At 58.3% G+C, this 12,881-nt stretch carries 9 protein-coding genes; 7 read left to right on the top strand and 2 right to left on the bottom strand.

From position 1 onward, the window contains the following. Positions 1-236 precede the first annotated feature (236 nt). Entirely contained in the window at positions 237-839 is a 603-nt protein-coding gene (locus Q1A74_RS15990) for a Yip1 family protein (protein ID WP_299598549.1), read from the bottom strand. Between the two features lie 507 nt (positions 840-1,346). Next, entirely contained in the window at positions 1,347-2,411 is a 1,065-nt protein-coding gene (locus Q1A74_RS15985) for a branched-chain amino acid aminotransferase (RefSeq protein WP_299598546.1), read from the bottom strand. Between the two features lie 821 nt (positions 2,412-3,232). Between Q1A74_RS15985 and Q1A74_RS15980 the strand changes: the two genes are divergently transcribed. From Q1A74_RS15980 to Q1A74_RS15950, 7 genes are all read left to right on the top strand, one after another. Then, positions 3,233-4,543 (top strand): hypothetical protein, encoded by a 1,311-nt coding sequence (locus tag Q1A74_RS15980; RefSeq protein WP_299598543.1) that lies wholly within the window; start codon positions 3,233-3,235, stop codon positions 4,541-4,543. A 156-nt stretch (positions 4,544-4,699) separates the two neighbouring features. After that, positions 4,700-6,118 carry a hypothetical protein gene (locus tag Q1A74_RS15975; RefSeq protein ID WP_299598540.1) on the top strand — a complete coding sequence of 473 codons (1,419 nt, stop codon included), beginning with the start codon at positions 4,700-4,702 and terminating at the stop codon, positions 6,116-6,118. Between the two features lie 40 nt (positions 6,119-6,158). Beyond that, positions 6,159-7,355, top strand: coding sequence for a hypothetical protein (locus Q1A74_RS15970; protein WP_299598537.1), 1,197 nt, complete (start codon positions 6,159-6,161; stop codon positions 7,353-7,355). A 109-nt stretch (positions 7,356-7,464) separates the two neighbouring features. Continuing rightward, positions 7,465-9,030: a hypothetical protein gene (locus Q1A74_RS15965; RefSeq protein WP_299598534.1), complete on the top strand. Its 1,566-nt coding sequence runs from the start codon at positions 7,465-7,467 to the stop codon at positions 9,028-9,030. A gap of 497 nt (positions 9,031-9,527) precedes the next feature. Further along, complete coding sequence (locus Q1A74_RS15960) at positions 9,528-11,618, top strand: PEGA domain-containing protein (RefSeq protein ID WP_299598531.1); 2,091 nt, start codon at positions 9,528-9,530, stop codon at positions 11,616-11,618. 57 nt (positions 11,619-11,675) lie between these two features. Next, positions 11,676-11,960 (top strand): hypothetical protein, encoded by a 285-nt coding sequence (locus Q1A74_RS15955; protein WP_299598529.1) that lies wholly within the window; start codon positions 11,676-11,678, stop codon positions 11,958-11,960. 114 nt (positions 11,961-12,074) lie between these two features. Beyond that, positions 12,075-12,869: a MotA/TolQ/ExbB proton channel family protein gene (locus Q1A74_RS15950; RefSeq protein WP_299598527.1), complete on the top strand. Its 795-nt coding sequence runs from the start codon at positions 12,075-12,077 to the stop codon at positions 12,867-12,869. Positions 12,870-12,881 lie beyond the last annotated feature (12 nt).

The raw sequence follows: 12,881 nt of genomic DNA, 5'->3' as shown, positions 1-12,881 counted from the left end.
CCGATGGCTGGATAGTATCCAATGCCCAGAAGCGCAGCAACGGATAAAAAGGAACTCTGTCTCGTTTTAACCAGTTTCTTAGTGACTGGGAAGTCCAGCTATGGTTCGAAAGCCAATAGGTCCCGGTTTGCTGCTCGACTTACCGACATCCCAAACAAAACAGGCCCAGCCGACATGGGTGCCAGCTGGGCCTGCTTTTGTCGAGAATAGTTACGGAATACTATTATCGGCGGGTGTCAGTGCTGGAACACGGGTGCCGCAACAAAACTCCAGAACAATACGGTTCCAACCATCACTACCACGGCCATCACCAGACAAACTGTCACCACCGCACTGGCAAACAGGAAGCCGCGCTCCTCGTTGACATTCAGCACGATCGGAATACCCACATACAGCAGGTACACCGCATAGGCCACCGCCAGCGTCGCCAGTAATATATCGAGCCAAAGAATGGGATAGAGCCCGGCAGCGCCGGCTACAAAGATTGGAGTGGCGGTAAAGCCCGCGATCACCATCCCTTTCATGGGATGAGACTTGGCACCGTAGGTTTTCGCCATCCAGTGGATGAAATACCCCACGGCAATGACCGCAAGGATCATGGTGACGTAAAACACGGCCACCAGCGACAAGGCACTGTTACTGGTCAGGGTCCGGACCGGCCTGCCGTGACCAATATTCCAGCCGATTTCCGTGGTACCAAAATACCAGCAGAGGGCCGGCAACAACGCCAGGATGATGACGTAAGGAATCTGACGGTTGAGACCCTTCTCAGACAGTCCAGCAATTTCCTGCCACTGCCTGCGCGGTTGCACCATCAGGCCATAGAGATGATTCAGCATTCCCGTTCTCCTCACTTGCGAGGAACCTCACGGCTTGTGGCCGCGGGGGAGAGCCTTTTTCAGGAGTCACAGTCGCAATTCGACTCCTGTGTCTCAAATTGATCTGGATACTACTTGTCAAAGTGAGGGATACCGCCAAAGGCCTTTCCCAAAAGTTCCAGTTTCTTATTGTTGACGCGTGCCGTTAAAACAGCTGCGTGTTACCCGCGCAGGGCGCGAGCGCCAGCTTCGACAACCCCGCGATCCCTATGATGAGTTTTCTAAAAAGACTCTTTAAATCAGCGGCCACGAGGCAAAATTCAAAGCACCATAAAGTTGTAACACCTCAGTCATCCAAGTCAACGCGGGGGAGGCAAAAGGCGCAAATAAAAATGCGGCCGTTTCTCCAGGAAACAACCGCATTTCACTGAGTGCTACTTATGCACTCGAACCGTATTAACCGGCATTTTTACCGACCGGAGCGAGGGAGTTCCCGCCGCCTGATTTCGGCCTTGGAAGCAGCGCGCGTCAGTAGCTGGCCACCGGCACCATTTGCATCCAGCCAAAGCGGTCTTGCGCCCGCCCCTCCTGAATATCCAGTAACGCGCGCCGCAACTGCTCGGCCACGGGCCCCGGTGCCTGGCTCAGACGATAGCGCTGGTCACCATCACCCAGTTCACTGATGGGGCTGACGATTGCCGCCGTACCGCAGGCAAAGGCTTCACTACAGGTTCCGGAGGCGACCAGGGCCAACAGGTCATCGATGTCGATTTCCCGCTCGTGCACCTCGAGCCCCAGGTCCCGCGCCAGGTCGAGCATGGAGTCCCTGGTCACCCCTTCAAGGATGGAGCCGTTCAGTGCCGGTGTGTGCAGAGCGCCGTCCATGACCGCAAAGAAATTCATCCCGGAGAGTTCGTCAATGGTGTGACGATTGCCCGGATTGAGCCACAACGACTGGTCGTAGCCGCGCTCACTGAGGCCGGCAATACTCTGCAGAGAAGCCGCGTAGTTGCCCCCCACCTTGGCGTCACCGGTACCGCCCACCGCCGCACGGCTGTCCTCGCGCTCCACCCACAGGCGCATATTGCCCGCGTGGTAGGCCTCCGAGGGGCTGGCAATCACATAAAACTCGTAGGCGCGACTGGCGGTGACCGAAAGATCCGGTTGCGTCCCCATAAGGAAGGGGCGGATGTAGAGCGATTCACCGCTGTTGCCCGGCACCAGAGTGGCACAGTGAGACGCCACTGAGGCCACGGCCGCCATAAACAGGTCTTCCGGTACCGGCGGCATGCACAGGCGGCGCGCGGAGTGCGCCATACGCGCTGCGTTGCGCTCTGGTCGAAACAGCGCGACACCGTCGCCGCAGCGGTAGGCTTTGAGGCCTTCAAAACAGGACTGGGCGTAATGCAGCACCTTGGCTGCCGGGTCCAGCGCCAGCGGACCGTAGGGGATCAATTCGCCGTCGCTCCAGCGGCCATCCTGGTAGCGAGCACGAAACATTACCGGGGCCATGACGGCGCCAAACCCCAGGCGCTCCGGCATTTCAAACCCCCGCAGGCTGGTAATGGCTTCAGGTTGTATTTTTATATTCACAAAACGCTCCCACTAAACGTGCACAGTTTCCGTCGATTCCACGGATTATGGCCCCAACTGGGCACATCTCCAAATGCAACCACCAACAGAACCTCATTTTCCGCAACAATCAACCACCGAAAAAGGAATAATTAGGACAAGAATAACCAACAGCCCCAGTTCCATCCGGCCAGCGCTCTGGCTGCCCAGGCTGCCCTCGAATCGCTCACCCAGGGCGCACCGGCTCCCAGCTGCCGGTCGCCTCACCCCACAAGCTAGCTCGCCGGCAACAGTGCAGGTGTTCACAGCCGTCAGAATTTGCCCGCTTCCCCGAATTATTGGCACCGGGTTTTGTGAGAAGTACCCCCCACCTTTTCTCCGCCTGCCAGACTCATTGAACTCGTCAACAGGCCACTACCGGTCATCGGTGCGGAGCATGTGAGGCGGCCCCGGAACAGGCTCGCGCCACCGCCTCACGATGATGTTTTCGCGGCTGTGGCGCCCCACCACACCTGTAGAGGCAAGGGGCGAAAATTCGTTGGCTATACTGAAAATACATGGACGGCGACCGCCAATTGCAAGGGAAACCAATGCCAATTTACGGCTTTAGAATTTCCCGCGGCACCAGAGTCCAGCATCGACACCGACAACACACCGGGTAACCGGCAGGAAAGTGAACGAGCCACACTTCAGGGAGAGAAGCCCCGTGCAACCGGGGTTGCCGCAGGCACACCTGTGCCGGCCAGGCAGCCATCGCGCCACACGGGTTTCGAGCTCGCCAGCCCAGTTGCTATGCAACGGCAGGCGGGTCAGGCAAAACATGGAATGGAAGTGGTTCAACCGTGACACAGACAGATACCAGCAACTCAATTGCTATCGGCTTGATGTTTACAGCCTCAGCTCTGCTGTGTGGCTCTGTTACGGCGGAGGAAATCTCTGCCCTAGACTCTGCCCTCGACAACGCCAAGGCTCCTCCAGCGGCTTATATAGAAGCGGCATCAAAACCACTGGAAAAACCCAAACGGCAGCTGCGTCCGTCCCAAGCAGCCGAAGATTACCGCCAGCGCATCGAAGACATGGAAGCGGAATACGGCGCTTATGGTGCCGGCATTGACGAACAATTAATGGGACTTGCCAGCGCATTGCAGCGCAGTGGTAATCACGAAGAAGCGATTTCCGAGTATCGCCGCGCGATGCTGATCAATCGCGTCAATGAAGGGCTCTACTCCCTCAACCAGGTGCCCATGATCGAGCGCATGATTGAGAGCCAGATCGCACTGAACCGGTGGGAAGAAGCCAACGATAATCACGAATATCTGTTCTGGCTCCATGCAAAAAACTACGGCGAAAAAGATCCGCGCATGCTGCCGATCATCAACCAGTTGAGCAGCTGGCACCTGCAGGCCTATATCGATGAAAAAGGGGCAACCCTGTTCGAGCATCTGATCAATGCCACCAACATGTATGCCCTCGCAGTAGACATTATCTCGCAAAACTTTGGCGCCAATGACTTGCGGTTGGTGGAGGCCCTCCGCGGCCTGAAAGCAACCAATTATTACCTGGCCACGTATTCCGGTGAGCCCCAGGAGGCCATCGTCATCAATGCCAGTTTTGCCGGCAGTGGCAATGCGAGCCCGGAGCGGCGGGCGCAACTGGACCACTACCGCATGAACAGTTTCAGCTCCGGTAAAACCGCGATTACAAAAATCATGGATGTTTACCGGAAAAATCCGGCCTCGCCACCAGCGGCCTCGGCCAAGGCCAAAGTGGAGCTGGGTGACTGGTACATGATGTTCAACAAGTGGCACTCCGCCCGCGAGACTTACGGCGAGGCCTATCAGGCGCTGTGGGACAACGGCGCCACAAACCAGGAAATTGAAGAAATTTTCGGGCGTCCGGCGGCACTACCCACGCTGCCGCTACTGGACGAAGACCGCGAAGCCCTGGCGAATTCTTATGTGACGGTCTCTTACGACGTCACGGCATTTGGCAAGGCGCGCAACATACAGATTTTAAGCGCCAGACCGGAGAGCAAGGTGAGCATTCGCTCTCGGGTCCGCAACGTACTCAAGCGGGCCAAGTTTCGCCCCCGGTTTGAAAATGGCGAGCCGGTGGAAACCACCGGTATCGTGCAGAGGTTTGTGTTCGACTGATGTAGCGAAGTTGGTTTGATTTGGGACGCGGGAAAAACTGGCAGTAGATTAATTCTGCCTACAAAACCCGCACCGATGAAAACTGTCGAACAAGCAAGGAGCAATACGGGCCGCCGCGATTCCGCCGCGGCCCGTGAACGCATCAGGAGATAACTCATGGCATTACGGACGATCGCACAACGCTTTACCCGACATTCAAAAAACACCGATGATAAATCCATCGGTTTACGCTGGCAGACTCTGGCCTCTGTAGTGGTAATGGCCGCGGTCATCAGCGGCTGCAAAAACCAGCAGACCCAGCAACAACCGCCGGCGCAGCCGCAACAGCAGTCGAAGTCGAGCTCGTCCAGCCCCTCACAGTCGCAGTCACAATCACAGTCACAATCTTCCAGTTCGTCTTCGAGCAAGTCGCAGTCGAGCCCGTCGACTGCCAGCAGTATGCCGTCACCAAGTTCGCCGAGCAGCAGCCGCAGCCCGAGCATGTCGACGTCCAGTAGCCAGGCGCAGCCGAACACTTCTTTCCCGAGCATCGAGTCCGGCGACCGCTCCAGCAAGGAATCCAGCACTGCCTCGCGCGACGGCGAAGAATCCAAACGCCGCTCGCGCTCCTCCAGCAGCAGCGCTGAAGACCCGACGGCCAGTAGCAATTCATCGACGCCGGTATACAGCGACTCCGACCAGCGCTCGGAAGAATCCCGCATGCCACCGGACCCCTCCTCTAACAACGAGGGTGAGCCGCCGGAAGAAATCGACTTCTCCGAAGAGGAAAAAACCGCGAGCAGCAGTTCTTCGTCAAGCTCCTCGTCCAGTTCTTCGGCCAGCTCTTCGAGCAGTGCATCGTCAAGCAGCAGTTCGTCGGCCAGTGCCTCTTCGAGCAGCAGCGCGCCAAGCAGCGCCTCCAGCAGCTCGCCGTCCAGTAGTTCGCCTTCAAGTAACTCTTCCGCAAGCGGCGCACCAGCCAGTGCCCAGAGTGGGGGACAGGCCAGCGCCTCGGCAGGTGGGCAACCCAGTAGCGGCGGAGCGCCCGCCAGCGCATCCAGCGCCGGCAGCCCTCCCAGTGGTGGCAGCAGCGCCCCCAATGAGGCGCCCACCAGTTCCGCAGAGCGGGTGGCGGAACTGGAAGGCCAGTTTGAATCCACCATGGCCAGTTACGACGGCATGATCTTGCGTGAGCGCGACTATGTGCGCGATCGCCCCGCATCCGCCGAGGAACAGGCAGCCGCGGAAGACGAAGTGCCGCCCGGCGAATCTCTGGAAGATTTAATCCAGTCCGCCGAAGCGGAACTACCCCCCGGGCCACCCGCACCTCCCGCCGGTGGCGGTGAAGGTGGCAGCGGCCCGGAGCAGAACAATTCCAGTGGTCAGGCTACCGGCCCGGGCCTTCCCACCAAGGGTCGCAAGGGCGAATACAACCACACCAATACCGCCACGGTAGTGCCGGCGGATGTACCTACCGGTGATGACGACGATGTCGTCGCACGCCAGATCCGCGAGGCCGCCACCCGCGAATCGGATCCGGAATTAAGAGAGCGGCTCTGGGAAGAGTACCGGAAATATAAAAAATCACAGAAATGAGATGAGTATTCATCAGGGACACTAGAGAGAGAGTATTGCCATGTTTTTCTCGCACACACGCACAACCCTTTGCACGCTGGCGCTGAGCCTGCTGACACTGGTGGGCTGCACAACCACGGAAGTGCGCACCACCGCCTACACCCCACTCACAGTGGAAGACACCACCATTGCGGAAAACCGACTGCTGGATGTGGGCATCGTACAGTTCAATGCCGGGCTTGAGCAGGAAGAAGAACCGGAAGACGACGAACTGGTTTTCCCGGAACTGCGGCGTGCGGAATCCCGCTATATTGCAGTAACTCTGGCCGACTCACTGCAATCCAGTCAGGGCTGGGGCGCAGTGCGCGTCATTCCCAGCGCGCGCACCAACATCGATGTAACCGTGACCGGTGAAATTGTGCAGTCCGACGGCGAGACGCTTACGGTGGACGTCACCGTTACCGATTCCCGCGGCCAGGTGTGGTTTACCAAGCAGTATACCGAGCAGGCCTCCCACTACGCGTACGACCGCAAGCACCACACTGAAGGCGATGCGTTTCAGGGGGTCTACAACCGCATTTCCAACGACATGCTGATTTATCGCCAGCGCTTGTCCGATCACTACATTGCCGAATTGCGCACCATATCCGAAATCAAATTTGCACAGAGTTTTTCTCCCGGTGCCTTTGATCGCTACCTCGTGCAGGACGAAGCCGGACTCTACCAGCTCACCGCGCTGCCCGCAGACAACGACCCGATGCTGATGCGCGTACGCCAGATTCGCGAACGCGATTACCTGTTCGTAGACACGCTGCAGGGCTATTACGACACCTTTGTAGAAACCATGGAGGTACCCTACCAGGAGTGGCGTGCCATGAGTTACGAAGAGGTCAAACAGATGCGCGAACTGAAACGCAAAGCGCGCAACAACACCATCATGGGTGTGGCCGCCATTGTCGGTGGTATTGCGGCCGCGGGCGCTGGTGGCGGTGCCGCGCGGCAGGCAGGTAACGTCGCTGTCGCCGGCGGTGGCTACCTGGTGAAAAGCGGGTTTGACCGTCGCTCAGAAGCCAAGATGCACATCGAGGCACTGCAGGAACTGGGGGATTCCATGGAAGCCGAAGTGGAACCCCGCATCGTGGAACTGGAAGACCGCACTGTGACCCTGTCTGGCTCGGTCGAAAACCAGTACCGGCAGTGGCGCGAACTGCTGAAGGAAATTTATGAAGTGGAAACCGGAGGCATGAGCGATATTTAAATCGTTCCCGGCGTATTCACTGACGTTAAAGCACCTTCGTCGGCCCTTGCGAACAGAATCCTCGCAATGGCCGGCGACCGAAAATAACAGCGAACACAGCGGAATCACCATGCAACACCGCGATCCATCTTCAGAAGATCAGTCCGTCATCCAGCCCGCCGATTTTTCCTTTGGCGGATCCCCTGAGGGCGATACACCCAACAAAAAAGGTTCGGGGAAACGCGCTCAAACGCAATCTGAAAAAAACAGCAAGCTGGTGCCTGTACTTTTGGGCGGCGGCATGGTGGCGGCGCTTGTCGGGGTATTCTGGGTACTGCCACAAATGGTTGAAAAGCCTGTGGTGGCGACGGTAGCCAAATCCAGCGAAAGTAGCGCTGCCGCCGCAGCGACCAAAAAAGTCAAAGAATCTCCGTATACCGATGCCGAGATCACAGCCCAGCGCAGAGAGGTTCAACAGGTTCTGCAGGAAATTCTTCAGCTCCAGGAAGAACTGCTGGAGCGCCGAGTGGAAACCTGGGCCGCCGAGGAATATTTTGCCGCGCGCACACTGGCTGAAGAAGCCGACGGCATTTATCGCCAGCGCAAATTCATGCAGGCACTGGAACAGTACCGCCTGGCATTGGTGGGCATGCAACAACTGCGCGACAGTATTCCCGAGCGTATAGAGCAGCACCTGGCGGAAGGTCATAAAGCTCTGGATACCGGTGACGCAGAAGCCGCCCATAAGGCATTCGATCTGGCACTGACCATTTCTGAAGAGCACCCCCGCGGCGTAAAAGGTAAAGCCCGCGCAGAGCTCTTGCCGGAGGTCTGGCCACACTTCACAACCGGTGCGGAAGCCTTTTCGGAAAATGCTCTGGATACCGCCAAAGCCGAACTGGAGCAGGCGCTGAGCCTGGACCCGGATACCACACCGGCCAAGGAGTTACTGACCAGGGTTAACGCCGCCATTGTCGAGCGGGACTACAGCGAGGCCATGTCCGCTGGCTACGCATCCATTGGCAATAGCGCGTTCGATGAGGCCAAAGCCTTTTTTATCAAGGCCCGAAAACTCAAGCCGGACGCCTCTGACCCCGGGGTTGGTATCACCCAGGCCGACAATGGCATCGCACAGGCGCGAATTGACCGCCTGTTCGCCAGCGCCACCGAAAGTGAGCAGAAAGAGCAGTGGCACAAAGCCACCGAGAAATATCGCAAACTCATCGCCGAAGATGGCAGCCTGGTGGAGGCGGTGACCGGTAAGGCGCGCTCGCAGGCCCGGGCGAAGTTAGATGATCAACTTCAGGAATTACTGGACGACCCGCTTACCCTCGGTCAAAGCAAACGCAATCAGTTCGCGCGCAAGGTCCTGGCCGACGCTCGCGCACTCAACGCGGAGACACCGCGACTTTCCGGGCAGATAGAACAGTTGGAAGCAGCGCTCACCAAATCCCTGATTCCGATTACCGTCTTACTTCAGTCCGATACCAGCACCAACGTGACCATCTACCACGTCGGAAAACTGGGGAACTTTGCAGAGCGGGAAATTGCGCTGAAGCCCGGGCGTTATACGGTGGTGGGCACCCGTCAGGGTTATCGCGATGTGCGCCGGGAACTGGTCGTGGATCCGTCTGAAGAGTCGCCAGTGGTAACCATCCAGTGCGCGGAAAAAATTAACAGCGCCAATAATTCCTGATCCCCGAAACCCTTTGCCCGCGGACAGATCAAAAACTGCACGAATTCGGAATTGGATTTACACATGGGTTCACTGCGAACCCTCTGTGAACACTCCGTTACCCGGGTTTTTACGTAGCAGGTTTTGATGTGGTTTTTATGACGACACTGTCTGCGGGTCTCTCTAGATCTCTCCAGATTTTCTGACTGCCCGCCCACACTCTTGAACCGATAATTACACCGGAAAGCGCGCCGGGAACTGCACCCGTACCGCATTGTTCGGAATGGACGAAAATGTCGTCCCGGTATCGGTAAAACAGAGAAAGCCACGCCAAAAACACCGCGCCTCAGGCTGCGGCCCCGAGAGCGGGCTAAGCTGAAATGCGCGGCGTTGTCTCTGCCAGTTTGTGAACAGACACCCGCCCGGACCGGATAGGGAATCGATGCGACAGCATCGTCCGGCGGCAGAGATTTCAGCTACGTAAAAACCAATAAGTGCGCAGTAACAGGAAATCATAAATGACAGCCAAGGAAGCGGTACCCGTTCGCGCCAGCGAACCGGAAAATGAAGATGCATCCGTCATTCAACCGATCGGATTCACCCCAGCCCCGGTATCCACTGGTGGCAACAAACTGCTGCTGTCTCCCAAAGCCATCGCCGTAGCCAGCGCCCTACTGCTGGGCGCGCTGATGTTGATCTACCTGCTGGTGGCGCGCTCGCTGATTTTCGAAACACAGCCCGCCGACGCAGACGTGTCCGTCAGTGGGCTGGCACTGCCCCTGGGGGATGGCCACCTGGTGCTGCCCGGCCACTACAGTTACACCGTCAGCGCCACCGGCTACCTGCCCCGGAGCGGCGAAGTGGAAGTGAGCAGTGACAGCAACAGCCGCCACGCCGTCAAACTCGAACGTCTGCCCGGGCATCTTCAGGTTGTGACCGACCCTCAGGTACCGGTTCGGGTGCTGGTCAACGGTGCGGAAGTGGACAGCACCGACGGCTTGGCACCGTCCATTCCCGCCGGACGCAAGCGCATCACCATTCTTACCGAGCGCTACCTGCCGTTCAGCAAGGAAATTGAGGTCGAGGGGCTGGACAATACCCAGACGCTCACCGCCAAACTCCGCCCCGCCTGGGCCAATGTACACATCACCAGCAACCCGGCTGGCGCCACCGTCAGCGTGGAAGGCAAAGTGCTCGGTACCACACCCCTCACTGCCGAGCTGGTACAGGGCGACCGCCTGGTAGACATCTCGCTACCAGACCACAAAACCGCGCAGATCCCGGTTCCGGTTACCGCCGGTGTAGACCAGACGCTCACCACCGTGGACCTCAATGCCGCAGACGGTACTCTGCGTGTGGTCAGCAACCCGCCCGGGGCCAGTGTCACCGTCAACGGCGAGTACCGCGGACAGGCCCCGATGGATCTGGAACTGGCCTCCAACAATCGTCACCAGCTGCGCTTTTTCCTCGACGGCTACAGCACCGTTGAGCGCACCGTGGATATACGCGCGGGCGACATGCGCGATATGAATGTGGATCTCAACGCAGTATTCGGCAAGGTCTCCATCACCAGCAGTCCACCGGAAGCCCAGGTATTTGTTGATGGCAAACTGGCAGGTACCGCTGGCCAGACCTTTACCCTGCCAACCCGCAGCCACCAGATCACCGTGCGCAAACCCGGGTACGAGGACTACACCACCACCATTGTCCCCTCCAGCAAGTTGAAACAGTCCGTGCGCGCCGTATTGCTCACCGGAGAGCAGGCGCGCTGGAGTGGTGTTCCTTCCGAGATCACCCACGGCGCCGGTGGAAAAATGCTGCTGATGCGCCCCAACGCCCAATTCACCATGGGTTCGTCCCGCCGCGAACAGGGCCGCCGGGCCAATGAAGTGCTGCGCAAGATTGCCCTCACCCGGCCCTTTTATATCGGCGCTACCGAAGTAACCAACCGGGAATTCCGCCGCTACCAGCGCATGCACAGTTCCAGCCACGTCAATGGTGTGAGCCTGGACAACGACAGCCTGCCGGTGGTGAACATCAGCTGGAACGACGCCGCCCTGTTCTGCAATTGGCTGAGTGCACGGGACGGCCTGAAAGAGGTATACCGCAGCGAGCGCGGTCGTGTAGTCGGCTTCGATGCCAGTGCCAACGGCTACCGCATGCCCACGGAGGCGGAATGGGCCTGGGCGGCGCGTTTCGAACGCGGCGCCATGCGCAAATTCCCCTGGGGCAATGCACTCCCGGTGGGCAAAAACTCTGGTAACTACGCCGACAGCAGTGCCGGACAGATCGTGCCTGCGGTGCTGCGCACCTACAACGACCGCTACGCGGCCACCGCCCCGGTAGGCAGCTTCGGCACAAACCATATTGGCCTGTTCGACATGGGCGGCAACGTCTCCGAATGGATTCACGATCTTTACACCATCGGCACCGGGCTTTCCCTCAAGCAGGAAGAAAACCCCGTTGGGCCACAGGACGGCGACTACCACGTGGTGCGCGGTTCCAGCTGGAAGCACGCGGGCCTGACGGAGCTTCGCCTGTCCTATCGGGACTACGGTGCCGAAGCCCGGGACGACATCGGCTTCCGTATCGCCCGGTGGGTAAACTGAAACACGCGTCTGCTTGCAACAACGCAACGCACAACAAATTCGTCAGGAGGCAGTGGTATGCAACGCAAAACATTTTCAGGCGCCATCGCACTGGCCCTATCACTGCTGGCCCCGGTTGCTGTGTCGGCTAGCGCACAGACTGCCGAAGAAACCGAGGCGACCGCAGAAAATCAAGCCGTGAAAGCCGAGCCGGTCAGTGTAAAAACCACTGAAAAACCCGCAAAGGCCGCCGCAAAAAAAACACCCAGAATCAAAGCACAGAGTGCACAGAGCGCTGACAAATACGAGGCCTCTGAAGAAATCTCGGAAGATCTCTCGGTCTCCTATCCGGTGGACATTTAACCCTGAACCTACACCTGAACCGACACCTGAACCGACAGATACAGCGAACACAGCCAGAGCAATACCCGGGCCGATAGCCAACGGAATGGCCCCACAAAAAAAGCGGGAAATCCCATGAAATTCAAGTCTTCAGATTTTGTCTTCCAGCTGTTTGCCCTGCTCGGGGCCATCATCCTGGTACACGCGATTTACGTGTCGATTATTCGCCCCAATGCGGATGCGCTGATCGCTGAACAAATGGCCCGGGAAGAAGCCGGCGAAACCTACATACAACAGCGATCGATCTACATCGTCATGCGCGATTACGAGCAGGAGGCCTGTTTCGTCCTGATGCTGTGGGCCATGGCCATCATGGGGCTGAAAGCCCGCCGCAGCATGCGCGAGCGCAGACTGCTGGATCAGGCGCTGCTCAATGTGAGCGAAGGGACCCCTATCCTGCCCGAGGACGCCCGCGATCTATCGAGGCCAATACAGGCCCTGCCGGAAGAAGAGCGCAATTTCCTGCTGCCCCGCGCGCTGCTCACCGCACTGCAACGCTTCGGCTCTACCCGTAATGTGGCGGCGGTTTCCAACTCGGTCAAAGACGTTTGTGAGACCGAGGGCGATCGGCTCGACTCCGAACTCGCCATGGTGCGCTACATCACCTGGGCCATTCCCTCTATCGGGTTTATCGGCACGGTGCGCGGTATCGGTGAAGCACTGGCCCAGGCCCACCGTGCCGTAGAAGGGGATATTGCCGGGGTAACCGTAAGCCTGGGTGTGGCCTTCAACTCCACGTTCATCGCCCTGGTGATCAGTATCGTGATCATGTTCTTCACCCACCAGCTGCAGTTGATGCAGGAACGCCTGGTACTGGACACCCAAAATTATTGCGACAACAAACTGCTGCGTTTTTTAAAGGTGGGCTAGCAAAGCCGGAAA

Origin of the sequence: uncultured Microbulbifer sp. (assembly GCF_947504145.1) — a bacterium.
Taxonomy (GTDB): Bacteria; Pseudomonadota; Gammaproteobacteria; order Pseudomonadales; family Cellvibrionaceae; genus Microbulbifer.
This window is presented reverse-complemented; position numbering and strand designations above follow the sequence as displayed.